Genomic DNA, 26,440 nt, shown 5'->3' on the forward strand with positions numbered 1-26,440 from the left:
GCGCAAGAATAGAGAGTACAAGAATGACTTTAGCGTTGCGCTACAAATTGATCGACCTTGCACGCGGCACCGATTCGATCGGCTTGCTCAAGACACTGCGCCACTGGCAATACGATGACCATACCGCCATGCAGGCCAGGGAGCGCAGTCAGCTCAATGACTACTTTGATGCAATGCGGCACGCCCTGCCCCTGTTCCGCGACGTCAGCCATTTTGAAGCGCTGCCCGTGCTGGACAAGCGTTTTATCAATACCCATCGCGAACAACTGATCAACCCCCACTACAAGGGCAAGGTCGTGCGCAAGAAAACAGGTGGCTCCACGGGCGAACCGCTGGTGTACTACACAGGCAATGAAGCCCAGTCCTACCTGTGGGCCGGCATTTTCCTCGCCTGGGAAGCGGCCGGCTACCAGTTGGGCGACAAGGTGGCTTTTCTTGCCGGCTCCTCCCTGTTTGGCACCGGTTACAAACAGCGCATCTACTACCGCTTGCTGAATGTCAGCGTCCTGTCCGCGTTCGACATGTCGCCAGCACGCATGGATGAATATGATGCTAACCTGAGCCAGGGCGGCTTCCGGCTGCTGTACGGCTATGCCTCGGCCGTCCACCGGTTGGCCCGGCACAGGCTGGCATCTGGCCAGCGCCTGCACCACGTGCTACGCGGCATTGTGTGTACGGCAGAAGTACTGACGCCGGCCATGCGGGCCGATATCGAAGCCGCCTTTGGCGTGCCATGCTACAGCCAGTATGGCTGCAACGAAGCTGGGGTTTCAGCCTTCGAATGCGAGCACCGCGACGGCTTCCACCTAATCTCGTCGCGTAGCCACGCGGAAATCTTGCCTGATGGGCGGCTGATCTCGACGGACATGGCAAATCGCGCGATGTTTCTGCCGCGCTGCGATACGGGGGATCTGGTGCGCATGTCGAGCCGGCTGTGCGCGTGCGGCCGCAGCCTGCCACTGATCGATGAAGTCGGCGGGCGGCAGAACGACATGGTGGTCGACCCGCACGGCGCGGCCGTCCATTCAGAATTTTTCACCCACCTTTTCCGCGAAGACCCCCATATTCACGCGTTTCAAGTGGTGTTCGACGAGCAGCGCCTGGAAATCAACCTGCATGGCACAGCGAATGGCAGGCAGGCGCTCGACGACGAGTATCGCCGACGCATCGGCGCATCGCTGGCATTTGAGCAGCTGGACTTCATTCACAACGCGCCCTTCCTGGTGCAGGCGAACGGCAAGCACCGCTTCGTGATCCGGCGTCCCGCTGCCTGAAGTAACGCTAGCGGCGCACCAGGCGCCGGTACTGTGCGGCAACGGCCGACGCGATCACGCGATAGCTGCGCGTCGCCTCGATATACCCCGGGCCGCTGGCCGCGCGGGCACGCGCCGCTGCCGGATCGGCCAGGATGTCGAGTAGTCCCTGCGCCATCGCCGGCGTCGAACTGTCGACCAGCCAGCCAGCGCCACTCTCCTTGAGAACGCGTACCTGATCGGGGTTGTCGTTGGCCACCACCGGCATTCCCAGCGCCATGTATTCCAGCAACTTGGTGGGCGAACAGGTGTCATGGATCAAGCCACGGGGAAAATAGGATACGGCGGCATCGGCGCTGGCCAGCAAGGCCCAGGCTTGCCGCGATGGCAGCCAGCCGGTAATGCGCACGGCGGCGCCCAAGCCGGAAGCGTCCACCTGTGCCTGCAGCGCAGCCGTTTCCGCTGGCGAACCGGCGCTGCCGATCAGTAGCAGGCGCGCATCAGGATAGGTGCCGCGCACGCTGGCCAGCGCCTCGATCATGCGTCCGATCTGGCGACTGGGATCAAGCGTCCCAAGATAGGCGATCAACGGTCCATGCTGCCACCCTTGCGGACGCTCCGCCTGCACAGGCGCAGCGGCCAGCACCTGCGTGTCGACGCCCATGGGTACCGCGCTCAGGCGCGATTTCGGGATGCCCTTCTCCAGCATCATCTCCAGCATCGCCCCGCTTTGCACGAAGACGTGTTGCGCCCTTGGTAACACGACGCGGTACAGCAGACACTCCTCCAACAAACCTTTGAGTAATATCAGGCGATTGCGCAAGCCGCCATGCGCCGCCAATTGTGCCCGCGCCCTGGCAATGCGCGCCTCGCACATGAGGAAGGAAACCCAGAAGACAAAGGGAATGCCCTTGAGGCGGGCAATGACGAGCGCCAGCAAGCCGATCGACACCATGTCGCGCACCTGGATGACGTCGCAGGTCGCGCGGTTGACCTTGAGCAAGGCACTCAGGCAGGTGAGTAAAAAAGCCCCTTCCCTCCGCAGCCGCCCGCCCTGCGCGCTACTTGTCCTGACGCGCGCGAATCGGGTTCCTTCGCTGCGGTCCGGCAATACGCCAAGCACGGGCTTGCCAACCAGCTCGCATTCGATGCCGTGGCGCGGCAGGTAGTCGCCAAACAAGGTAGTGACGTCCACGCGGAACGTAGGCAAGGCTTCGGGAACCAATTGCAAGAGACGCAGCGTCGAAGCATTGTCCTGGGCTGCAGCTACCGGTGTACTCATCAAGTGAACCTCTTCATAACATAAATGCATTTATTGCAATAATACCATGATTAACTGATTTTCCTGCTTGCATCGCTATGAACAGGGCATAAAAAAAGCCGCCTGCCTTGAAGGCAAGCGGCTTACTGGACATGCCGGCAGGTAATCAGTTGGCGATGGTGATTTTCTGCGTGCCGACTGTCAATTGCCTGCCGGTTGCCGTTGCAGTGATACTTACGGGCAAGTTCTTGCACCCAACGTCGAGCAGGACGAGGAATTCGCCGCTGCTGGCACTGGTCGTGCGTACCAGGGCGCCGTGCTCTTCGTAGCTACCCGCCTTTGGTGGCGGCCCTGTTCGTTTCTCATAGCGCACCCCCGGATCGGCTATCGGCTTGATGCACACGGAGCGGCCCTGGTTGACGATGGAAATATTGCCGCTGCCATCTACCAAGATTGGTGCTGCCGCATGAAAATTCCATTCGAAGCTGCGCTGGACAGGCGCAGCCAGCTTGTCGCGCACGACGATGGCATCACTGTCGCGCAAGTACCACAATTGCCGTACCGCCAGGCTTAACGCACCGCCATAAGCGGGGGTCGCATTGCCTTCCACGTAGTCCACCGACGGTGTCGTGGAAAAGGCCGTAATGGCGCCGTTGCGCACCAGGGTTTCGCGGTAGCCATCCACCATTTGACCGACGCCGCCATCGAAAGTAATCGTGTTAGCCGACTTCGACTGGCGATACCATGTCGTGTGCATGGGCGAACCGAACCAGTCATACCAGCCCGTCTCGATCAGCAGGGGAACATTGGCGCTCGTCAGCACGAAGGAATTTTGATTGCCATGGCTATGCGAAAACGAACCATAGGGCGTAGATTTGAAATACACGGAAGTGCGTTTCAAATCAGCAAGATTGCTGTGCATCGCGCTCCAGCCGATGCTGGGAAAAAGGGCGCCATTGGCCGGCGGCCGCGGCGTTTCCGTCACGGTCGATACAGGCATAGGATACGGCGCCTGCAGCAAGGTCAGCATGTCCTCGTTCACAGTGATATTCTTGACGTACCAGGCTGCTTCCGGCGTAGCAAAGCGCGATACATAGGCCTTCAGCAAACGGTACACCGGCTCAATCTCCTGCGCATCGCCGAACATATGTGTCTTGGCGCCGGGCGGAACAAATTCCATGAAGAAACGAGCCAGCCCTGCGGACCACGGCTTGGCAAACAAATCGATGCCGCTGGCCTGCAGCAAGGGCTGCCATATCTGCAAGGCGTTATCCGCGCTGAACTCCGCGTAGGCCGTACCTTCCGAAAAACCGCCCTCCGGGCCGCTCCATACCATCAAGGAACCCGAGAAGTAGCGTACGGAAAAGTCGAACCACGTGGTCGCTTCCGGGATTTCGCCCAGCACCAGCGCGGAAATACCGGCAAGAAAACCGATATTGGTAGCCGTGAAGGCATCGTAAGGTTTCTGTTCGATACCACCATTGTTGCTCAGCAGCTCTTGGTAGATAACGGCCGTACGCGTCTTGACCATCGCCATCCAGACAGCACGCCGGGTCGCGTCGAGGTTGGAACCGAGGCTGTCAAGCGCCTTGCTCAACGCCAGGGCAATAGAGCGGCTGCCCTGCGCCTGATTGACATAGCTGGTCGGCCCATTGGGATTGAGCGCCGTCAGGGCATCCCCCCGCCGCAAGGCCTCAGTCAGAAAGCGTTGCTCGCCCGTCAGGCGGAACATCAGCGCGGCGGCCTCGAGCTGGCGGCTGTTCAAGACGATCGAAGTACGTACCGACGTCATCTGCGCCGCATAGGCAGCAGTCATGACGCTGCTGGCAACCAGGGGCCAGTTGGCGTCGGACGGCAGCGCGACATTGGTCGTTTGCAGGACAACTTCATTGCTCATCCCCTGCAAGGCCGGGCCCCGTTCTGCCTTCATGGCAGCGGTCCAGGCGCTCGCTACCGGCAAGCTGGCAGGCAAACCGCGCGGACGCGGACGTTTCAGGATATTGGCGCGCAAGACATCATTGGCCGGCAAAATGAATTGCTTGGAACTGCCACCGATCTCGAAGGCGCGGTCATCCGACCATGCCGAGCTGACGGTGGGGCGCACGCGCCAGGTATAGCTGCCGACAGGAAGCGGCTCGCTGGGCAAATACCAGTTGCGGCTGCTCGTATAGGTGCGCACCACGGTGGTGCCGATGCGGATCTCGAGCGTATAGGAAGTGGTAGTCGCCGAGTAGGGCGCCCACGTAAATGTCGGCGGGTTCTGCGCCTGCAGCTGGCGGTTCGTCGGCATCGCCTTCACGACCAGTGCATCCGCCGACTGGGCCCAGTCGGCACGCGCATAATGACTATAAGGGAACAGCAGCCAGGCTGCGCTGCATAGCAAGGTACGTTTAGCGGCTTTCATGCTTATAGCCTCCATGAGATAGGATGACATCTTTTCTGGGGCAGCTTCATTTTGCATAATCGCCTTCCCTCAAGACGGAGCGGCGCGCCTCGAGCAAAAGGACTCGTGAATTGCAAGTCCTCAACACTGCATGGGCGCAATGTCCATTATACCGAAAGTACTTTCGGTTACTATGACTTTAGTTGCTCTGCTTCAATTCGCGCCACAATTCCCACCGTTTTAGCAAAGAAGCGTTGCCAGCGGTACACATGACGAAAGTCACCAGCCAGCGCATCGACATGCCGCCGCGCAATGCCTTGCATAATTCCACCAAGGCATCGCCACGGCGCCCATCCTGCAAAGCATAGCGCGCCACCTTGATGCGCGCATCGGCGACGATGCTCAAGGCGCCCGGGCGCGATGGGTCGCCGGCAGGCAAGCTCAGGGCGCGCTGCTCCAACCGAAAAAATACCTGTGGCAAGGTGCGCAAGTCATGCACGGCACACAGGCTGCCAGCCACATCCGTGCGATATGCTACAAGTCTGGCAGGCGTGAAGACCAGCTGCAGGCGCTCGGCCAGGCGGAACCATAAATCCTGGTCCTCGCCAAACTGATCGCCTTCGGGAAAACATTGAGACATGGACATTAAATGGCGGCGCGGCACGGCAATCGAGTTAGTGCAATAGAACACTCCGTGGGCTGCCCGGTAGGCATAGAAATTCTTAATCGGCTCAAACCGCGCATCGGCAACCTGGTCGAGCAGGCCATCGGATGGATCGTTCATGCATAAAAATGATGTAGAAAAAAAACTGTTTTCCGGATACTTTTGGTACATGGAAACAATTGCCAATAAAAAATCTGCAGCATACCAATCATCGGCGTCGAGGAAGCAAACCAGCTCTCCTCGCGAGGCCGCGATACCCACGTTGCGCGCGCGTGACACGCCTCCATTCGCTTGTCGGATCAAGCGTATGCGCGGATCGTCCATCGCTTCCACGAGAGCGGCGCCGCCATCGCGCGAGCCATCGTCGACGACCACAATTTCAAAATCCTGGTGGCTTTGCGACATCACAGAGGCGATCGCCGAGACGATATATTGTTCCTTGTTATATAGTGGGATAATGACGGAGCACAACATCAAGACAAACTCCCTTCCATCATATTGCGCCGTGCCAAGGCTTTCTCACGCCGCTGCTGTGCAGCCGGTACATAGTAGCGGACGAGCACCGCCAGCTGCAGCATATGAATCGGCAAATCAGGGCTCATGCTGGCTAGCGACAGAGGCACTTCACTGATCGACTTGCAAATGAGCAGGATAAACAGCGCCAGCGAGAGCCCCTGGCTGGCCCGGACGGTATTGGCGACGAAATAAGCGATCACCAGCGTGTAGAAAAGCAGGCCAAACGCCCCGACGCTGCCGGCGCTCGACAGGCTCTGGAAGAACTGGCTGTGAGCATGGGTGGCGAACGGCATGCCGATGCTGTTGCGGAAAGCCTCATCGAAGATATTCAGTCCGTAGCCAAACACAGGATTCTTGCGCCACTCTTCGACGGCGATCTGCCAGATCTGATCGCGCCCCATAAAGGTCATCAGTTCGGCGCCGTCGCGGGTCGTGAAGAAGCGCGCAATCTTGTCGCCGCCGCCGCCAAACATGAAAATCAAGCATAGCAGGGCGCCGCCAAACATCATCATCAGTATTAATAATACTGGTAGATGGGGGCGCCGGAAATCCTGAATGCGGGCGTTGATTTCATCGCGGCGGCTATACCAGGCCAGCACCACCACCGACAGGATAAAGGCGATCCAGCTAGTCTTCGACTGCGTCAGCAGCAGGCTGATGCCGCCCAGCATCCAGCCACCGCGCATCAGCCAGACATTTTTGAAAGGCCGATACCAAAGGCACAGCATGAACAGCACACACAATGGCCCCAGGCTGTTGGCGTGGCTGGTCAGCCCAGCATAGCGCAGCTTCAGGCCTGGTACCAGACCGTGGTAGTTCGTGCTCATTACCAGACCGTGCTTCCATACGATGCAAGCGGCACTGGCGACAAGCAACGCCAGCAGGGCATTGCGCAGCACAACCGTCATGGCGTCCACGTCGGCCTTGGTATTGGCCATCAGGGCCGCCTGGCAAGCCAGCAGCGCATACAGGAATTCATGGGAAAAATATGGATACATGCCGAACAGGGCGGGGGTCAATGTATTGCTCGCGTAAAAAATCCAGAAGCCAAACAGCAGCATGCCGGGCATGCGTTTGTGCTCGCTTCCAGAGTTCAGCACGTAGCGCAATATGCGCTCGCCACATGAGAAGATCAGAAATACCGAACTCAGGCGGCCCAGCCAAGAAACGATGGAACTCTTGTTGACGACAATGGCCAGCACATCATCTGGAAAAGCCAGGTCGCGGCCCGACAAGAAAATGGTCAAGGCATAGGTCAGGAAAATCGGGTACGCAATATATTGCATCAACCCCAATTCCCGCTTGTGTCCCCAGTGGGCACTCAAAGCCATGCCCGCCACGACCAGGATTGCGGCGATCAACACCACCAAGCCGCCAATAAATTCAATCATATCAATCTCATCATACTGAACATTTACTACGAAGATAAACACCGACCCGTGCCGGCACCGGCGGACTGAAGCGTCCAAGCAGGTCGACGATACGCCGTCCCAGCAATTGTGGCTGAAGCAAACCGGCCAGCAAACACAGACCGCCGCCACCTAGAGAGCCAAACAACAAGGCAGGCAGCGGCCCGTGGCCGATGGCATGCCCCAGCAGTGAGCCGCCATGGGCGCCGGCCGCCGCCAGCAGCATCAGCACGACGGAGCGCCAGACGCTGGGCCACAAGTCGATTATGCCCAAATGCAAGCGCAGGCATGCCGTCATGCCGATCACCAGCGCGCGCGCCAGCAAGGTACCTGACGCGATGGCGGCCACCACCACTACACCCAGGCTGGAAAACTGCCAGAGTGCGATACCCGCCAGCACGATCAGCGGCATCTGCAGCAGCGCTTCCAGGTGCTTGCCGCCCGTATTCCACAAGATGGGCGTCGACATGCCCCACGTGACGTAGGCGGGCATGCCCAGCGCCAACACCGTCAGCACGCGGCTCGATTCGCGCCAGGCATTGCCGTACAGGGTGGCGATCAGGTCGCCGGCGAGGCAGGCCAACACCACGAAGACGGGACCGATGACGATCCAGGTGGCCGCGATGACGGACAGGTACGCCTGCCGCAAGCCAGCCACGTCGTCCTGCAAGCGCGCACCGGCCGCCAGGAAGGCTGGCTGCAGGGCGCTGAGGAACAGCGAATTGGGCGTGTTAGCCAGGTTGTAACCCACCGCATATACCCCAACCGCGTGGGCATTGAGGATGCGCCCCAGGAAAACCCGATCGAGGTTGTTCAAGAACCAGTTGCTCAGGTTGGTAATGAATACTGTACTGCCCGTATGCGTCGAGCGGCGCGCACCCGCGTACCACAGCAATGGACGCAGCGTATGGGGATTGCGGCAATATGTCAGGATAAGCAAGCTCAGCGCCTGTACCAGCCAGGCACTGACCAGGGTCCAGACACCAGCGCCCATCAGTGCCAGCGGAATGCCCACACACAGGTAGCCCAGCGCATAACTGAGGATCTGCGCGATATTGAGCCAGCGGAAATTGAGCTGGCGCCGCAGCAGGTTGCTGCTGGGCGCCGTCATCGCGCTGAGCAGGCACGTCAGGCTCAGCCAGCAAACGATGGACACCAGCCGTGGCTCCTTGAAGTAGGCGGCGATCCACGGCGCCAGCAGGTACAGGCCCAGCATGGCCGCCGCGCCGGACAAGCATTGCCACGTGAAGGCGAAACGGATGTCGTCGTCATGCAATTGCTGGTTTTGCACCAGGCCCCAGGCAAAGCCGAAATCGGCAAGGAAGGTACTCAGTGTCATGACCAGCAAGCCCATGGCGAACAGGCCGTAGATTTCCGGCCCCAGCAGGCGCGCCAGCACGATCTGCACGCCCATCTGCAGCACGAAGCGCGTCACCGTGCCGAGCGCGGCCCATTTGACGGCGCTTACCGCGCGTGTCTTGACGTCAGCGCTGGCAGACATGGCGCGACGCAGGACAGGAGGAGGCGCACTGGCGCTGCAACGTAAGGTTAATGGCAATTCCTATCGACAAAAATATCGGGGCTACGGCCAGGCAGCGCCGGCGCGCTCCGCTTAACCATGGAAGTTGCCGATGATGCGCGCACGGTCCTGCGCCTTCATGCCCGACAACATGGCGCGCACAAAGCCTTCCTGTATTGCGTAGGCGGCGCCCGTATCGCTGTCGATGCTCGACACGCGTACCAGCATGGCATCGGGAATCGCCCCGCTCAAGCCATAGCGCAATTCCTGCATGCGCTGGTCCAGGCCGGGAGTAAGCGCCTTGTCGCCAACGGTAATCCAGTAGGTGATCGGTTCCTGGCGTGGGCCATTCGTGGCATACAGATGTTTCACCGGCAAGGTGCCGTAATCGGTGCGCAGCTCGCTGCGGCCCGACTTCTGCACCTCGTAGCCCTGTGCACCATAGCAGACTTCCGGCAAGTGGACGGCCATATTGCTGCTCTGGTCGCCACCATAGGCGATCGACAGCATGACGCGGTTTCCTTGCGGATCGACATACGTGCGCGACAAGGTCTGGTTGTATATCTTGTCCAGACGCGCCTGGGTTTCCGGATCGACTTGCAGCGGAATGATGGTGGTGTCGATGGTCCAGCCGCCAAAGGCCACCGGGATGATGTCCGCGAGCTGGAACTGGCTCTTGCTGTCGGCGATCTTGACGCTGGGCGTCAAGTGCTTGGCCAGCCCGGCCGACGCCACCATCAGGATGCCGGCCAGCACACTGACCTTGACGGAATTGATCATCGATTTCATGCCTGGCTCCCCGACACTCTACGCTCACGCAATTTAACGATCCATTGCAGCAGGGTATCGGCAGAAAGGATCAGGATCAGCGCCGTAATGAACAGCACCATGCCGGCGAAACCGTGCAGGAAGCCCTGCCCCGCGGCATCGCCGAAATAATAGGTAATCAGGGTCAGCACGATGACGCGCACGACGTTGGCCGAGAACGAGATCGGGATGATCAGGATAGCCAGTGCGATATTGCGCAGTGCCGACGTGTGGCGCACGACATTCAGGTAAAACAGGCCCAGCGCCTCCAGCGACAGCAAGGTCTGCAGGCCGGCGCACGCGTCCGCCACCATCAGCTGGTACTGGCCGATCTGCAGGATCACGCCCGTGCGGGCGATCGGATAGCCGGCAAAAAACAGCAGGTGCTCGACCACGTACGACACGGCCATCTTCATCGGCATCGTCAGCATGATGACGATCTGGGCCGGCAAGGGCACCATGAACAGCATGAAGAAGAACGGGAACCACAATATTTTCAAGGCACGCAAGCCCCGCTTCAGCAACAATACGGCTGCCAGCATCCAGATGAAGGAGCCGATTTCAAAGGCGATGATATGTTGCGAACGGCCCAGCACGTACAGCACCAGGGCGATGGCCAGCACCCCCCAGCCCAGCGCGCTGGGTTCGCTGCCACGGGTTTTTTCCAGCATGTCGGGCCAGTTGCGCCAGATCAGCCACAGCGACAAAAACAGGATGATGGGACCGTGCGCCTGCTCTTCCGTCGCCCAGATGCCGCCAAACAGGCCGGCAAAGGACGGAATGTACATGGCCAGCAGTCCGATGGCCAACGGCAGCCATTCTGGCAAGTATTCCTTGCATTGCTGCAAGTTCAGGCCCGACCACCGCTTGGCTTGGGTATTCATTTAGAAATCCACCATCACGGAACCGACCACCTTGGCACCGCTCTGCACGATCTGCTCGGCCATGGCGTTGATGTCGCTCAACAGGGATTGATTCTTTCGCGCCACGATCAGCACGCCACCGGCACGGGCCGCAATGGCCATCGCGTCGGAACCGAGCGCATACGCGGCCACGTCATAGATGACGATGTCGAACAGCGACTCGAGTTCCGTGTTCAGGTTGGCAAACGAGCTACGGCTGAGCAGCTCTTGCGGATTCGGCGGCAGTGTACCGGATCCCAGCACGGACAGATCGACGAACGATTCGACCTTGGTGATGGCGTCGAGCTGAGCACGGCCAGCGAGTATGTCGGACAAGCCCTGGCGCGTCTGAACATCGAAAATTTCATGCTGGCGCGGATTGCGCAAGTTGGCGTCGACCAGCAGGGTGCGTTCACCCAGCTGCGAAAACACGACAGCCAGGTTGGCCGCAAACAGGCTGGCACCGTCGCCGGATGCACCGCCCAGCACCACCAGCGCCTTGTGCCCACGGGCAAACCAGCGCAGCATGACCTGGCTGCGGATCGCGCGCAGCGTTTCCACTTGCGGGCTGAACGGTTCATAAGCAGCCACCAGCAGCTCCGAATACTTGCCCTCGCCTTTTTGTAGGTAGGGATAATCGAACTGGCGTGCCAGCACTTGCTGGATGTCGGCCTCCGTGATCAGGCCCAGGCGCAGGGCCGCTTCGCCGAAGCGGATGCCGAGTTCCTTTTGCATGCGCAGCACGCGCTCGGCGTTCTCGGGCGTGATCTTGCCCGACTCGAGCAGCAGACCGCCAATACTGGAGTCGCCGGTACGTGGCACGGTGTTCATCGAAATGGGGAGCGCGGCTTGGTTCATCGTCATATCCATGTTTTAACGTAAGCGCAGGCGGCGCGGCAGAATGCCGTTCAACACACCTTTTTTGCGCGGCGACTTGCGGGCATTCCAGTCGATGGCGCCGAAGACGGGAATCTGCAGCGTTTCTTGCAAGTCGGCTTCCGAACGCACGCGGCGGTACAGCATCTCGATCACGATGGCCAGTCCCACGCCCAGCAAGGTGCCGAGGAAAATCGACAGCAAGGTATTGAGCAGCACGCGTGGACCGGCAGGATCGATCGGCGGCACAGCCGGATTGAGCACGGAAATATCCGACTGCTCCGCCTGGCCCTCGATGCGCGTTTGCGACAGGCGCTGCGACGTCACGTCAAAGGCGCGCTGGGCGCTCTCGACATCTTTCATCAATACGCCCATCTCATCGCGGGTACGGTTCAATTCCAGCACCTTGGCTTTTTGCGCCTGCAGGGCGGCGCGCACCGCCGCTTCGCGCTGCTGCAGGATCTGCGCATTGTTGCCAACGCTGCTGGAGGTATTGGCCAGCTGCTCGCGCAGGTCGGCGCGCAGCTTGTCGACTTCCGCCTTGGCGCTCTCGTATTGCGGGTGGTTGCGGCCCAGGCGCTGGGCGATTTCGGCCAGCTTGCCTTCGGCGTTACCCAGGCCAATCTTCAAGTTCTGGATCAGCGGATTGGACGACACGTCGGGCGAGGCCATGCCATTGCTGCCCTGCGCCATGCGCTGGCGCGACGACGCTTCCATCGTCTGCCCTTGCGCCATGACCAATTGCGCCGACAAGTCATTCAGGCGATTCGATTCGACATCGAGACGGTTGTCGACGCTGACGATGCCATTGTCCTGCTGGTATTTGGAGAGCTTGCTTTGTGCCACTTCCAGGTTATCGCGCAGCAACTTGGTCTGTTCGCTGAAATACGTCGAGACGCGGCGCATCGGATCGACCTTCAGCTGGATGCTGGTCTTCTGGTACTCGTCCGCAAAGGCATTTGCCACGGCGGCAACGAACTGCGGGTCGCTGCCCTTGAAGCTGATGTCGACCACGCTGCTTTCGCGCGATGGCACGATTTCCACTTTTTTCAGCAGCAGATCGGCCAGCCAGTCGCGCACGGTGCCGCCCTTGCCTTCGGTCGCCTCATTGAATTGCGCAATCACGGCCGGGCTTTCCGCCAGTTTCAAATGGTCGACGACGCGCAAGGCAACGTTCTTGCTGCTGATGATGTCGATTTGCGTCGCCATGAAACCAGGCAACAACTGGCCCGGCATGGCCAGGCCCGTCAGCGGGTCGACCCCTTTGTAGTTCAAGAGCAACGAACTTGTCGCCTTGTATGTTTTAGGCAAGAGCAAACTGACCGACAGCGTGCCGAGAACAGTGACCAGCAGCGTGACCAAGATCAACTTCTTGTGCGCACGCAGGATCAGTAGGAGCTGTGACAAATTCATGGGAAAACCTCAACACAGAATGAAAAACATCCGGCTTGCGCCGGAAAGATACGGACACAGGCTTAAAACAGGCTTTCCTGCACGTACACCATATCGTCAACTTGCAGCAGGTCATCATGCTTGGCGTTGATGATTTCCAGCTTGCCAGCCTCGTCGCGGCGCTTGATGCGAATGCCGCGCTCGGTGCCGCGCTGCGTCAGGCCACCGCCGACGGACAAAGCCTGCAGCACCGTCATCGATCGCTCGAGGCGGAAGGCGCCCGGACGCTGGACTTCGCCGTAGATATAGAAGCGCGGCGCGCGCTCGACAAAGATCACGTCGTTGCCAGCCACGTCCAGGTCGCGGTTCAGGTCAGCCGAGCGCACCATCTCGACGATATCGACGATTTCGCGCGTCGTCTTGCCGTTGCGCTTGCGAATCAGGCTGACGGCATCGCCGCCGTCCTGGCTGACGCCGCCAGCCATGGCCAGCATGTCCATCAGGCTGCGCTTGCCTTCAATCGGATAGCGCCCAGGACGGTTGACCTGGCCGAGCACCGACACTTGCTGGCTTTGCAGCTGCGTCACGATGATGTTGACCTGTGCCTTGCGCAGGAAGCCGCCGCTTTCCAGCAAGCCGCCCAGTTTTTTTTCCGCTGCCGAGACCGACAAACCGCCCAGGGCCACATTGCCGACCAGGGGGAAGGTGATTTCACCCGCCTCGCTGACGCGCGTTTCGAGCGCCAGGTCGGGATTGCCATAGACGGAAATTTTCAATACGTCGCCGGCGCCCAGCTGTACATCGGCAGCACCGGCGAAGCCGGCGCTCAAGGCCAACAGAGTGGCCATGCACCACATCAAAAGTCGTTTCATGATTCGCTTATTCCATTGATAGAGTTACTTACCTAAAATGCTGCGACTTACTTCAAGCCAGCAACGCCACGATCATTTGCTTCCGAGGAACTCTTCGCCGGTGCTGCCTGGGCCGCCGAAGCAGGTGAAGGTACCGGAGCCGCGGCGCTGGCCGCTGCCGATGCGGCGGCCGGGGGGCCGTCCTTGCCCAGGTATTCGATCTTGGCGGCGGCACGCAGACGCTTCAGTTCGGCATCGGCGGCATCCTTGTTTTTCTTGTTGAATAAAAATTGTTCGATCTGCGGTGCAGCCTGTGCCAGGGTCGCGGGATTGTCGCGGATATCGGCCAGGGAAATGAGCAAGGTGCGGTCTCCTTCGCGGATAATGAACAACTGGCCCTTCGGCATCGACAGCAATTTCGCGCTCAGCTCGGGCGCCAGGTCGGCGCTGGTGCGCGACAACTGTGTACGGGCGAACTTGACCTTATGCGCCTCGAGCCAGGCAGCCACGTCGTCGAGCGTCTTGGCGCTATCCATGGCCGCCTTCAACTGGTCGTTCATGTCCGCGCTGGCAATCACCAGTTCGCGCATGTCGAATTGCTTGCGCTCGCTGAAAAATTGCGGGTTCTTCTGGAAGTACTCTTCCACTTCCTGCTTGGTGGGGCGGGCGATCGTACCGATGCGCTTTTGCATATAGGCTTGCGCGACGATCAGCGCCTTGGCGCGTTCGATCGCTTGCACCACCTTGGGATCGCGGTCCGTCTTGTCCTTGGCCGCCTCGTTCTGCAGCAACTGGCGGTCGATCAGCGATTCGAGCAACTGTTTGCTCGCCGCTTCCTGCTGCGGCGCCTGAACATTGGCGCGCTGCATCTCTTCATTGAGCTGCAGGACGGTGATTTCTTCCCCATTTACACTCGCCAGCGCCTGGCCGGGCTTTTTTTCTTTATTGCCACAAGCAGACAATCCTGCGACGGCCAGCACAACCAGGCCTGCGCACAGCAGACGGGAAGGCATGGCGGACGTGCTCGAAGACACACGGGCGATTTGCACTTGGTTCAAAATGACTCCTTCAGTTCAGGTAAGGAAATCCGCTGATAATTTTGTGAACGTGATGATAACTCACTTGGCAACAAAACATTGTCAAAAAAAGCAGATTTCGATTGAAATTATGGGCTTGCGACCACATGATTGTCAATATTATAAATATGATACACAGTGTACTAGCTTACTAGGGAAATATTTGCTTAAAAAACTATTAAAAGATCTTAAAAACAACTGTTTCATCAGAAACACAAGCCTTGCAATAGCGATGCCTCAATAAATAATTTCCACAGGAAAATATTTATTGCGTAGCGAGGGGCACTTGCACTACGCCGCACAATAATCGGAGGCGGGCAAACATGGGAAAGCGGCAGGAATGGGGCCGGTGCCTTGAGGTCTGCCGCTGTTCAACAGCAGACCGACGCCATGCTGGCAGGGCGAGGTTCCAGCGGGCATGGCGCGCATGCCATGGTCGACTAGCTGGCCCGCCGTCAGGCAGGCGGAGCATGTCACCGTGCACATCATGTCGCCGTGCTTGCCTCATAGGGTCGTCTGGCTCATCGAATCACTGTTCGGCCGGCTCCAGGAACCGGCTATTGGACATCTCGCATGATTGCGCCATTTTAACGCGTATTAAATCTCTGCAAAAAATATTCAAGTCCGGTGTGGCGGCCCGCCATCAATGCGCGCTCAATGCGCATTGTCGCGCTTCAGCACCACCTTGACGGTGCGCAAAATGATCCATAAGTCCAACCACAGCGACCAGTTGCGCAGGTAGTCAAGGTCGAAATGGATGCGCGCCTCCATCTTGTCGAGCGTCTCCGTCTCCCCGCGCAAGCCATTCACCTGGGCCCAACCGGTAATGCCCGGCTTGACCTTGTGGCGCAGCATATAGCCCTTGATCAGCTTGCGATACTGCTCATTGTGCGCCACGGCGTGCGGACGCGGCCCGACAATGCTCATGCGTCCCTGCAGCACGTTAATGAACTGCGGCAACTCATCGAGTGAACTGCGGCGCAAGAAGCTGCCCACGCGCGTCACGCGCTGGTCGTTCTTGGTGGCCTGCACTACCTTGTCGCCATCCTCGCTGACCGTCATCGAACGGAATTTATAGACGATGATTTCCTCGCCATACAGGCCGTAGCGGCGCTGGCGGAAGATCACGGGGCCTTTCGATGTTACCTTGACTGCAATGGCGATGACCAACATCACTGGTAACAGCATGATCTGGATCAGCAAGCCCAGCACGATGTCACTGCCCCGCTTGACCATGCTGTTAAAACCGGTAAACGGCGACTCGCGGATGGCGATCACCGGCATGCCGCCCACATTGTCGAAACGCGCCTGCATCAGGTCGAAGATATAAATATCCGGCAAGAAGTACACGGACGCCGTCGTATCCTGCAGTTCATCGAGCATTTTACGGATGCGCGGCTGCGCCGAAATGGGCTGGCTGATGAATATCATCTTGATATTGTGTTCGCGCACATAGGCGGCGATATCGGCCATCTTGCCCAGCATGGGCTCACGCATTTTCTCGGGCCAGCGGTCATCGGTACGGTCGTCAAAAAAGCCCCGTACGCTCATGAACAGATTCGGATTGCGCTCGACGGTGGCGGCAAACTTCAGGCTGGCATCATTGGCGCCAATGATGACGACGGAGCGCACTTCGCTGTCGCGCCCGGGATCGGCCACCATGCGCCGCGCAGCCAGATGGCTGAGCAGCAATATGAATGGCGTCAGCAGAAACCAGGCCAGCACCAGTTCGCGGTCGAAATGAAACGCCAGTCCTGTCGCCGAACCCAGGAATACCAGAATCAGGGCTGTGATGCCCCAGCTGACAAAAATATCGCGGGTATAGGCCAGCATCCGACCGCTGCGCCAGGTACGATAGGGATCGACATACTGGAATACGGATGATGAAATAAAGAACGCAAGGATCATCAATACCAACGAATAGCCAGTAAAGGGGGAACCTGACAAGGCGGACAACAGATACAGCGTACCCATGATAATCAATGGGTCGAGTATGCGCTGAAAGAACGAAATCAAGGGTATATCATTAACCGTCATAGTGCTCTTCAGAACTGGACACTGGCGCTGAACGACACGCCTTTGGCGCGGAAACTGCCAGTATTAATAATAGGTGCGCCCTTGCGCGTGTCGCGGAAGGCGTTCAGACCCAGCTGGATATTCGGCTGCGGAGCATAGGTTAGTCCCAGAGATTCGGTATGCGAGGTGTCGCTGACATCGACGGGCAATACCAGGCCGCTGGCGGCCGAAAAGTCGCGCTTCTCGCGGCGCAGTTGCGCATCCATGCGAACCTTGGACGTGATATCCCAGGCGGCGGCAACACTGGCGCCATTATTCAGGCTGCTCGAAATCAGCGCATTTTCCACTACTCCATACTCATGCCACAGGGAACCGGTGAAACGCACCTTGCCCAGCGGCGCCCAGTTCACCACGATGCGCCCGTTGGCGCCGCTCGAATTGCGCCCCGAATAAAAGGAATGGCTGCGGCGCACCCATCCACCCAAGAGTTGCACTTGGGTAATCGCACTGTAATTCCAATAAATATTCGCCTTGATCTCATCCTGGGTATAGCCATCGTCGACGCCGAACTGGCCGCCGTTGACGCGATTCGGATAGCTGCCATTGATATGCCGCAACTGCACGCCGACACGACTATTACTTGCAGGCAAATAATCAAGCCCCAGTTCCGTCGCTTTTTCTTCACGGTTGGACATGCGCTGCGACAACAAGTCATACGAGTAGCGCTCACGGCTGTAAGCGCCACGCACGCGCCAGCTCGGATGGAAACGCCAGCCGCCATCGACGTACTCTCGCTGACGCGTACGCAAATTGCGTTCAGTGCTCTGGAAATCGCTGAACGGCGTCAGAGTTTGCGAATACAGGGCGCCCGCGTGGCCATCGAGATGATTGCCTAGATGCCATTCAAGATCGGCCAGGAAATCCTTGCCGCTGTAGTTGAACTGGTCAAAATGCTGGAACGACACGCGCGACCACTTGGCCTGCCCCGTCAGCACCTGGCGCCCGATCGGCCGGTTGACGAGAAAACCTGCCTGTATCTGGCGCGACGTATCGGAACGGGGACCGTTATAGCCGGGAACATTGTCGTCGAGGCGCAACAGATTGTCGTCATAGGAATACGAGGTCGCCAGGAACGGGGAAATGGTATCGCTCCAGGCGGCCATTGCCGACGAGCTGGCCACACCTCCGACCACGAGCACGCAAGCGGCACGCAAGATAGACATGAGCGGCATGCCAGGCGGCAGACATGGGTGGCTACGGAGGCTTTTTGGCGGGGAATTCAACATGGGCATTGTCTTTGAAAGAGCAAACAGTTAGTTGGCAATATTACCAGTAAGTCCAGTGTCCACCGGAAACAATCCAGAGGCCCAGTACGCCATTTGTCACGCCATGCGCGAGGATCGGCGACCATAGGTTCTGGCTGCGCATGTACAGCAAGCTATAAGCAGCACCGGCAACGATCCCGGCCAGCCACAAATTGTGTTCGAAGCCAAACAGTACCACGCTGACAACAAAGGCCTTTGCACTCGCCAGACGCGGGTTAAATTTCAGAAAGTCCGGGGCATCGATCCAGCGCAGCAGGAAGGAGCGCCAGAACAGCTCTTCCATCACAGGCACCACGAGCGCCGCGCCAGCGATGCGCAGCACCACCAGCGTCCACTCGATGCTGCCGTCATTGCGGGGATCGAAACCGTCGGCGCTGCCGATACTCATCCAGCCCGCATTCAAATTAATCCACAGCAAAAAAACAACAAGTCCGGCGGAGATGGCGACGGCAATAGCGCGCGCACCCAGCCCTGTCCAGACCAGTTCTGTATAGCTGCGGCGCCAGTACAACAACATGCCCAGCACGACGCCGATCTTGACGGCGTACAGCCAGCGCAAATCCTGCGCGGCAAAGCCGGCCCGGCCCAGCATGTCGGCGATGAAGATAAAGGAGAGGTAGGCCAGGAATGGCGCTACCCGGGGCAAGGCGGCGCGGTCAAACATGCCGATGCGCACCGGAGGTGGAACCACGCGCCGGACGCCGTGGTCCGGAGCGCGTGTTTTTGATAACAAACATGCATCCCCCGATATAAAAAATATAATTATATAATTATATCAAGCAGAACCGTTGCCGTGGCAAGTAATCCTAACTTAAATTACAACAGGGTATGCAAGAAACTAATCAGGCATTGCTGCGCGCCTCGATCTGCTCCCACTTTTCCAGCGCTTCCAGCAGTTCGCCTTCGATCTCGGCCACGCGCGCATTCAGGCGCTTGCCTTCGGCCGGCGTCTTCTTGTAGAAGTCCGGATGCGACAGTTCGGCGGCCAGCACCGATTGCTCGTCTTCCAGCTTGGCGATCAATTTCGGCAACTCTTCCAGCTCGCGCTGCTCCTTGTAGCTGAGCTTTTTCTGCTTGGCAACGGGTGCGGCGGCTTCGACCTTCACGGCCGGCTTGCTGGCAGGCGCCGTGGCGATCGGCAAGGTGCGCACGCGCTCCCAGTCCGTGTAGCCGCCGACGAATTCGCGCCACTTGCCCTCGCCTTCGGCGACGATCACCTGCGTGACCACGTTGTCGAGGAAGGTACGGTCATGGCTGACGAGGAAGACGGTGCCGGTGTATTCTTCCAGCAACTCTTCCAGCAATTCCAGGGTATCGATATCCAAGTCATTGGTCGGCTCATCGAGCACCAGCACGTTGGCCGGCTTGGCGAACAGGCGCGCCAGCAGCAAACGGTTGCGCTCGCCACCGGACAGCGACTTGACGGGCGAACGGGCACGTTCCGGCGCGAACAGGAAGTCGTTCAGGTACGTCATCACGTGACGGCGCTGGCCATTGATCTCGACCCAGTCGCTGCCAGGCGCGATGGTCTCCATCAGGTTCGCCTCTTCGTTCAGCTGCGTGCGCATCTGGTCGAAATACGCGACCTGCAGCTTGGTGCCCAGGCGGATTGTGCCCGTGTCCGACTGCTCTTCACCCAGAATCATTTTCAGCAAGGTGGTCTTGCCGGCGCCGTTGGCGCCGATCAGGCCAACCTTGTCGCCGCGCAAGATGGTGGCGCTGAAATCCTTGACGATGACCTTGTCGCCGTAGATCTTCGAAACGTTTTCCAGGTCCGCCACGATCTTGCCCGAGCGTTCGCCGGCCGACACGTCCAGTTTCACTTGGCCCTGCTGCTCGCGGCGCGCATTGCGCGTCAGGCGCAGCGCTTCCAGGCGGCGCACGCGGCCTTCGTCGCGCACGCGGCGCGCCTTGACGCCCTTGCGTATCCACACTTCTTCTTGCGCCAGGAACTTGTCGAACTTGGCGTTTTCCACTTCCTCGATTTCCAGCTGCTCCGCCTTGCGCGTCTGGTAAGCCGTGAAGTTGCCCGGATACGACAGCAAACGGCCGCGGTCGAGTTCGATGATGCGCGTGGCAACGTTGTCGAGGAAGGAGCGGTCATGGGTGATGAACAGCACGCTGCCTTTGAAGTCGCGCAGCAAACCTTCCAGCCACAGGATGGAACTGAAGTCCAGATGGTTGGTCGGCTCATCGAGCAGCAGCACGTCCGGTGCCGACACCAGCGCGCGCGCCAGCGCCACGCGCTTCTGCATCCCGCCGGACAGGGTTTTCATCAGCATGTCGCCCGTCAGGTTCAAGCGGTCGAGCACGGTTTCCACCTTGTTCGGCAAGCTCCACGCATCGGCCGCATCGAGTTTGACCTGGATGTCGTGCATGCGTTCCATCAGTTCGTCGTCATTGCCCTGGCCGAACTGGCCCGTCAGCGCATCGTATTCCTTCAGCCATGCCTGCGATTCGCCCATGCCGGAAGCGACGGCGTCGAAGACAGACATGTCCGGGTCAAATTGCGGCTCCTGCTCCACGTACGCGATCTTGATGCCTTGCTGCATCACCAACAGGCCATCATCGAGCTTGAACTTGCCCGAAATGACTTTCAATAAGGAGGATTTGCCTGTGCCGTTGCGGCCGATCAAGCCGACCCGTTCCGAGGTTTCCAGTGAAAATTCCGCGTGATCGAGCAGCGCGACGTGACCGAACGCAAGTTGCGCCGATGAAAGAGAAATGACAGCCATAATGAGTAAAGGTGTACGGGCGCCGCCTCGCGCGCACCGCGTGGTGCGCCAAACAGCTGCCGATTGGATGAATGAAGCACGCATTGTACCGACAACTCGGCACCACCAGTACATTGCAGCCAGCATGAACTCAGGCCACCGGCGCGCGTTGCGTGGAATGTGGTGTCGCCAGCAGGAATCGAACCTGCATTTAAGTCTTAGGAGGACCTTGTACTATCCATTGTACGATGGCGACACGCGCAGCGGCATTATACAGGGTGGCGCGCACCGTGGACATAGCGGACGCTGGTACGCAACGGAAAATCCGGCTGGCGTGGCGCGCGGCTCCCGGCTATGGCTGCCCGGCCGGCAACAGCAAGGGCATGACATGCTGCGCCGCCAAGCCATGCGCCACCTTGTTCCAGTGGCCATCCATCGGCAGAAAATCGAGCCGCTCGGCATGCTCGCGCCAATGCTCCTCGAACACGGGCTGCATGTCGACCACGACGTGGCCATGCTGCCTCGCCTGCGCCATGAAAACTTGGCGGTCATCGCCGTGCCACGACGGTTTGCCCTTCTTCGGCTCATACAAGGTGTTGCGCTCCCCATCGACCACAAAGACCATTTGCCAGTCGGCGGCGCCGGGAAGCGCCTTGATCTGCGCGAAATAGTAGGCCAGCATCTGGTCGCGCGCCGCCGCCCCGGTATCGTCGGCCACTGGCGCGTGAGCTGCGCGTCGCAGCGACGATATCCAGTCCGGCAGCTTCAGGTTGTAATAGGTATAGCGCACAAGGGCCGAGTGCGCCAGCCAGCGCTTGAGCTTTGATTCGACATAGTCGACATGGACCGTCCGCACGCCATCAGGGCCGGCCACGAACTGGTTGTGGCTGCGTGGTGCGGGCAACAGCAGGTTGTTCAGATTTCCCGAATCGATCAGAACGACCACGTTGCGTGGATGCAGGCGCGGCGCATAATGGCGCAGCATCTCGAGCGTATCGGCCAAGCCGTTGCCCGAACTGGCGGCCGACACCACGGCCCCGCCCAGCATGCGGTCCAGCTCCCCCTGCAGGGTGTCGGGGTAGTCGAGCATCAGGCTTTCGACAAAGCTGTCGCCCAGCACCAGCACGGCGGGATCCGGCTTGAACTCGGCGGAATTGGCAAAACCCTGCCCGTTGGTGACACCGCGGCGCGCGTTCGACAATGCCCAGCCATGCGAATACACATACTCCTGCCCGGGCAAGTAACGGCTGAGCGGCATGCTTGCACTGCTTTGCGCGAGGCGCAAGCCGGACGACACCGGCAGGCACTGCAACACAGCCTCGAGCACCAGCGCCATCAGCAGCACACCGATTCCTATCGTAATGGATGAACGCATGATGATTTAAAAGTTAAAATACAGAAATTCGGATACGCCACGGGTCTCGCTGATCGACAGCAAGAACAGGCACAACAACAGCAAGGCACCCAGCAACAAGTTGCCGCGCCCGCCTTCCAGACGGTTTTCCTGCTCCAGACGCAAGCCACGGCCCAGCAGGTCATAGGCATTCGGCAAAAAGAAAGCGATAACGGCGCAGGCGCCCAGCCACCACAGGCAACTGCCAAGCTCCATGATGCGGTTCATGCCCAACACGGTCTCGCGCATGGCCGGCGTCAGAGTGCCACCCCACATCGCATGCAGCACGTCCAGCGCCACACCCACCGAATTGGCGCGGAAGAAGACCCAGGCCACAACCACGGCCAGGAAGGTGGCGCAGGCGCCGCCCAGGCGCAGCGCCCAGTTGCTACGCCCGCCCAGCATGTGCCGCAAGGCATGGTTAATGATCAGATAAATACCGTGCAACATGCCCCACAGCAAGAACGTCCAATTGGCGCCGTGCCACAGTCCACCCAGCAGCATCGTCAGCAACAGATTGCGGTAGCGCAAGAACGCACTCTTGCGATTGCCGCCCAGCGGAATGTACAGGTAGTCGCGCAGAAAATTGGACAGGGTGATATGCCAGCGGCGCCAGAAATCGATGATGGACGCCGCCTTGTATGGCGAGTTGAAATTGATGGGCAAGACGATGCCGAACATATAAGACAAGCCATAGGCCATGTCGGAATACGCCGAGAAATCGAAATACAACTGGAAAGTATAGGCCAGCGCTCCGGCCCAGGCTTCGAGCATGCTCAGGTGCTGATGATGCAGGTCAAAGACGGGCCCTACGAAGCGGGCCACGCCATCGGCCAGGACGACCTTCTTGAACAGGCCGATGGTAAAGAAACTCAGGCCCACCACCAGCCGCCCGCGATGCGGAACGTGCCGGGCCGGCTCCGAGAACTGCGGCATCATCTCCTTGTGATGCAGGATGGGGCCGGCAATCAGGTGGGGGAAGTACGTAACGAACAAGCCGTAGCTTTCAGGTTGATAGTCCTTGACCTTGCCGGCATGGCAATCGACTAGATAGGCGATTTGCGTGAAGGTGAAGAAGGAAATACCGATGGGCAAAGTAATCCCGATGGGCTCTATGGGCGCCCCCGTGAGCGCGGCAATATTGCTCAACAGGAAGTCAAAGTACTTGAAAAAGACGAGCAGGGACAGATTAAAGACGAGTCCGCCGATCAGCCACAGCTTTGCCCGGCGCAGGCGGCCCTGTCCATGGTGCAGCGAAATGGCGCGCCCGACGGCAAAGTTGGTGCAGATCGACAAGGCCAGCAAGGGCAGGAAGGCGATATCCCAGTAACAATAGAATGCAACCGATGCCAGCAATAGAAAGATGATGGACAGGCGCAGCGAATAGCGTGACAGGACAAAGTAGCCCAGCAGTGCCAGCGGAAGGAAAATGAGGAAAAATGAAAAGGTATTAAATAACACTACAAAATCCCAAGCGTGGGTGGTTGCTCATACGACAACATCAAGCCTCGGCGACTGCCGATGAGCTAATGGCCATCAATCAATTTTCCGGCAACGAGGGCGCGGCAGGCGACATGGCGCACCGCTCCCGCGGCACGCGCAAGCGTATCCGATATCGGCGCGACTGCAGCATTCAGCTGCGGGCGCGCAAGCTTGTCCGCTGCTGACGCAAATGCATGCCAGCGAGCAAGATCAGCCCCGCCAGCAGCACGCCATAAGTGGCAGGCTCCGGCACCGCACTGATGGTAAACACCTGTATCGCGCCGTACGTAATGTTCGGTACCGTAAAACTGGAACCATCGATCAGGCTGATCCCGCTCGCCGGGTGTCCACGGTAATTGTAGGTGTAAAGGGAAGAATAGCCGCCGTGCGTCAAGTCCTGCGGTACATACAGATCATGGCCGACACCAAAGGTGGGACCATAATTTTCCTGATTGTAGGTCTGATCCTTGCCGATGCCATCGCCGCTGAAATACTGCTTCAATTGCGGCAGCATGAAACCCGCTGTCAGATTGAACAGGAAACCTGTGCGCTGGCTATCTTCCATGGTCACATGCATGCCATCGGTCGAACTCCAGCTTTGCGGGTTATAGCCACCGACGAGCCAGGTTTGCCCCGAGGCATTGGTCGCTTCCATGACGGAAAACGTGCGCCCCTTGCCATCGGAGGCCTTGTGAAAATCGAGCGAGGTGTCGCCCGCCGCCTTGCTGTAGATATTCGTCAGCGCCAGGCGGCCTTCGCCAAGCCAGCTTTCCAGTTGCGTTTGATAGCCGGGAGAGAGTAGCGACGTGCCGGTTCCGGCCTGCGCGCCCAGGCAAACACCCATACCGGCCAGGGCCAGCACCACACTTCTTACCGCCTTAAAATTATTGTGCATCATCTGCCTCGACTGTCAGTATTTGAAGCCGGCGTATTTTCCGGTTGCCAAATATAACATAGCAGATATTGTTTTTATATTTCTTATTTTAGCTCAAAAAATATAATTTTGACAAAAATAATTCATTCAGGCAACACGGCCGTCACTTCGATCTCGACCTTCGCTCTGTCCTCGATGAGTCCCGCCACTTGCACCGCCGTCATGGCTGGAAAATGCTTGCCGATGATTTCCCTGTAGGCAACGCCAATGTGTGGATATGCCGCCACATATTCCTTCTTGTCCAGTACATACCAGTTCATGCGCACGATGTGCTCGGGCAAGGCGCCGGCCTCGGCCAGCACGGCGACGATATTCTGCAAGGCCTGGCGCACCTGTCCCGCAAAATCGTCCGTATGAAACTGGCCCTGCGCATCCCAGCCGATCATGCCGCTGACGTACACCGTGCGTCCGCTGGCGGCAATACCGTTCGCATAGCCGCGCGGCCTGGCCCATCCCGCTGGTTGCAGCACTTGCATTGTGTTCTCCTCGTTGTTCTTGCCGTTCATGCGTCCGCCGCCTCGCGCAGCAGTTCGCGCGCGATGATCAATTGCTGCACTTCGCTGGCGCCCTCGTAGATGCGCAGCGCGCGGATTTCGCGGTACAGGCGCTCGACCGGGTGCCCGCTGACCACGCCCATGCCGCCGAACAGCTGCACGGCCGCGTCGATCACCTGCTGCGCCGTTTCCGTGGCCGTCAGCTTGGCCATCGCGGCCTCCTTCGTCACCTTGCGGCCCTGGTCGCGCTGCCAGGCGGCGCGGTAGGTCAGCAGCGCGGCCGCGTCGATGCCGGTGGCCATCTGCGCCAATTTTTCCTGCGTCAACTGGAAGTCCGCCAGGGTCTGGCCGAACATCTGGCGCTTTGTCGCGTGGCGCAGCGCCTCGTCGAACGCGCGCCGCGCGAAACCCAGTGCGGCGGCGGCCACCGACGTGCGGAACACATCGAGCGTGGCCATCGCCACCTTGAAGCCCTGCCCCGCCTCGCCCAGGCGCTGCGACACGGGTACGCGGCAATTGGCAAAGCGCAGGCGCGCCAGCGGATGCGGGGCGATGACGGCGATGCGCTCGGCGATTTCCAGCCCCGGATTGTCGGCGTCGACGATGAAGGCGCTGATGCCGCGCGCCCCTGGCGCCTCGCCCGTGCGCGCAAAGACGACGTAGAAGTCGGCGATGCCGCCGTTCGAAATCCACGTCTTTTCGCCGTCGAGCACATAGTCGTCGCCGTCGCGGTGCGCCGCGCAGGCCATGGCCGCCACGTCGGAGCCGGCCTGCGGCTCGGACAGGGCAAAGGCGGCGATGCGCTTGCCGCTGGCCACGTCCGGCAAATAGCGCGCCTTGTTCCCGGCGCTGCCGAACAGGCCGATGGCGCCGGAGCCGAGTCCCTGCATGGCAAAGGCGAAATCGGCCAGGCCGTCGTGGCGCGCCAGGGTTTCGCGCATCAGGCAAATGGCGCGCGTGTCGATCTGGCCATCGGTGCCCGTGGCGTAGGTCAGCCAGCCGCCCTGCCCCAGTTGCGCCACCCGCGCGCGGCAAGCCGCATCGACGTCGCCGCCATGCTCGTCGTCCAGGTGCTGCGTCGCCCACGCATCGAGGTCACGCTCAAGTTCCGCATGGCGCGCTTCGAAAAACGGCCAGTCCAGGTAAGTGGTGTCGCGTGTCTTGTTCATCTTC

Annotated in this window: 21 protein-coding genes and 1 tRNA gene; 1 reads left to right on the forward strand and 21 read right to left on the reverse strand. The window is 59.4% G+C overall.

Translation table 11 applies throughout. The features are described 5' to 3' along the window. The first annotated feature begins 23 nt into the window (after positions 1-23). Complete coding sequence (locus tag AC1RBA_RS14995; protein ID WP_492403617.1) at positions 24-1,274, forward strand: phenylacetate--CoA ligase family protein; 1,251 nt, start codon at positions 24-26, stop codon at positions 1,272-1,274. A 7-nt stretch (positions 1,275-1,281) separates the two neighbouring features. Here AC1RBA_RS14995 and AC1RBA_RS15000 read toward each other — a convergent pair whose 3' ends face one another. From AC1RBA_RS15000 to AC1RBA_RS15100, 21 genes are all read right to left on the reverse strand, one after another. Next, positions 1,282-2,535 carry a glycosyltransferase gene (locus tag AC1RBA_RS15000; RefSeq protein ID WP_175444759.1) on the reverse strand — a complete coding sequence of 418 codons (1,254 nt, stop codon included), beginning with the start codon at positions 2,533-2,535 and terminating at the stop codon, positions 1,282-1,284. Positions 2,536-2,680: 145 nt separating this feature from the next. Continuing rightward, positions 2,681-4,975, reverse strand: a complete 2,295-nt coding sequence (locus AC1RBA_RS15005) for a heparinase II/III domain-containing protein (protein ID WP_227742126.1) — start codon at positions 4,973-4,975, stop codon at positions 2,681-2,683. 121 nt (positions 4,976-5,096) lie between these two features. After that, a complete protein-coding gene (locus AC1RBA_RS15010) occupies positions 5,097-6,035 on the reverse strand; it encodes a glycosyltransferase family 2 protein (protein WP_070224580.1) in 939 nt (312 codons plus the stop codon). After that, positions 6,035-7,468, reverse strand: coding sequence for an O-antigen ligase family protein (locus AC1RBA_RS15015; RefSeq protein ID WP_070224581.1), 1,434 nt, complete (start codon positions 7,466-7,468; stop codon positions 6,035-6,037). Before AC1RBA_RS15015 ends, AC1RBA_RS15010 begins: the two co-directional genes overlap by 1 nt. Positions 7,469-7,478: 10 nt before the next feature. Then, positions 7,479-8,987: a lipopolysaccharide biosynthesis protein gene (locus tag AC1RBA_RS15020; protein ID WP_492418874.1), complete on the reverse strand. Its 1,509-nt coding sequence runs from the start codon at positions 8,985-8,987 to the stop codon at positions 7,479-7,481. A 111-nt stretch (positions 8,988-9,098) separates the two neighbouring features. Beyond that, positions 9,099-9,794, reverse strand: a complete 696-nt coding sequence (gene epsI, locus AC1RBA_RS15025) for an exosortase-associated protein EpsI, B-type (RefSeq protein ID WP_083287180.1) — start codon at positions 9,792-9,794, stop codon at positions 9,099-9,101. Then, complete coding sequence (gene xrtB, locus AC1RBA_RS15030) at positions 9,791-10,696, reverse strand: exosortase B (RefSeq protein WP_492418876.1); 906 nt, start codon at positions 10,694-10,696, stop codon at positions 9,791-9,793. Before xrtB ends, epsI begins: the two co-directional genes overlap by 4 nt. Continuing rightward, positions 10,697-11,572 carry a chain length determinant protein tyrosine kinase EpsG gene (gene epsG, locus AC1RBA_RS15035; RefSeq protein ID WP_070224585.1) on the reverse strand — a complete coding sequence of 292 codons (876 nt, stop codon included), beginning with the start codon at positions 11,570-11,572 and terminating at the stop codon, positions 10,697-10,699. It lies immediately after the preceding gene. Positions 11,573-11,587: 15 nt separating this feature from the next. Next, on the reverse strand, positions 11,588-13,003 hold the full coding sequence (epsF, locus tag AC1RBA_RS15040; RefSeq protein WP_070224586.1) for a chain length determinant protein EpsF: 1,416 nt from the start codon (positions 13,001-13,003) through the stop codon (positions 11,588-11,590). Between the two features lie 62 nt (positions 13,004-13,065). Further along, positions 13,066-13,839, reverse strand: coding sequence for a polysaccharide export protein EpsE (gene epsE / locus AC1RBA_RS15045; protein ID WP_083287179.1), 774 nt, complete (start codon positions 13,837-13,839; stop codon positions 13,066-13,068). Positions 13,840-13,901: 62 nt separating this feature from the next. Further along, positions 13,902-14,846, reverse strand: coding sequence for an EpsD family peptidyl-prolyl cis-trans isomerase (locus AC1RBA_RS15050; protein ID WP_070224639.1), 945 nt, complete (start codon positions 14,844-14,846; stop codon positions 13,902-13,904). A gap of 717 nt (positions 14,847-15,563) precedes the next feature. Next, positions 15,564-16,946 (reverse strand): undecaprenyl-phosphate glucose phosphotransferase, encoded by a 1,383-nt coding sequence (locus AC1RBA_RS15055; RefSeq protein ID WP_070224588.1) that lies wholly within the window; start codon positions 16,944-16,946, stop codon positions 15,564-15,566. Between the two features lie 8 nt (positions 16,947-16,954). After that, positions 16,955-18,148 carry an XrtB/PEP-CTERM-associated polysaccharide biosynthesis outer membrane protein EpsL gene (gene epsL / locus AC1RBA_RS15060; RefSeq protein ID WP_492418878.1) on the reverse strand — a complete coding sequence of 398 codons (1,194 nt, stop codon included), beginning with the start codon at positions 18,146-18,148 and terminating at the stop codon, positions 16,955-16,957. A gap of 103 nt (positions 18,149-18,251) precedes the next feature. Further along, a complete protein-coding gene (locus tag AC1RBA_RS15065) occupies positions 18,252-18,914 on the reverse strand; it encodes a CAAX prenyl protease-related protein (RefSeq protein WP_070224641.1) in 663 nt (220 codons plus the stop codon). A gap of 178 nt (positions 18,915-19,092) precedes the next feature. Beyond that, a complete protein-coding gene (locus AC1RBA_RS15070; protein WP_070224589.1) occupies positions 19,093-20,985 on the reverse strand; it encodes an ATP-binding cassette domain-containing protein in 1,893 nt (630 codons plus the stop codon). 160 nt (positions 20,986-21,145) lie between these two features. Beyond that, a tRNA-Arg gene (locus AC1RBA_RS15075) sits at positions 21,146-21,220 on the reverse strand. A 96-nt stretch (positions 21,221-21,316) separates the two neighbouring features. Further along, positions 21,317-22,339, reverse strand: coding sequence for an SGNH/GDSL hydrolase family protein (locus AC1RBA_RS15080; protein ID WP_492418880.1), 1,023 nt, complete (start codon positions 22,337-22,339; stop codon positions 21,317-21,319). A gap of 6 nt (positions 22,340-22,345) precedes the next feature. Beyond that, positions 22,346-23,818 carry an MBOAT family O-acyltransferase gene (locus AC1RBA_RS15085; RefSeq protein ID WP_492418881.1) on the reverse strand — a complete coding sequence of 491 codons (1,473 nt, stop codon included), beginning with the start codon at positions 23,816-23,818 and terminating at the stop codon, positions 22,346-22,348. Positions 23,819-23,990: 172 nt separating this feature from the next. Beyond that, positions 23,991-24,737 carry a PEP_CTERM-anchored TLD domain-containing protein gene (locus AC1RBA_RS15090; RefSeq protein ID WP_492418883.1) on the reverse strand — a complete coding sequence of 249 codons (747 nt, stop codon included), beginning with the start codon at positions 24,735-24,737 and terminating at the stop codon, positions 23,991-23,993. A gap of 119 nt (positions 24,738-24,856) precedes the next feature. Beyond that, positions 24,857-25,249 (reverse strand): RidA family protein, encoded by a 393-nt coding sequence (locus tag AC1RBA_RS15095; RefSeq protein ID WP_099410484.1) that lies wholly within the window; start codon positions 25,247-25,249, stop codon positions 24,857-24,859. Between the two features lie 26 nt (positions 25,250-25,275). After that, positions 25,276-26,436 (reverse strand): acyl-CoA dehydrogenase family protein, encoded by a 1,161-nt coding sequence (locus AC1RBA_RS15100; RefSeq protein ID WP_492418885.1) that lies wholly within the window; start codon positions 26,434-26,436, stop codon positions 25,276-25,278. Between the last annotated feature and the right edge of the window lie 4 nt (positions 26,437-26,440).

This window comes from Janthinobacterium sp. GW823-FHT03B06 (genome assembly GCF_058796955.1).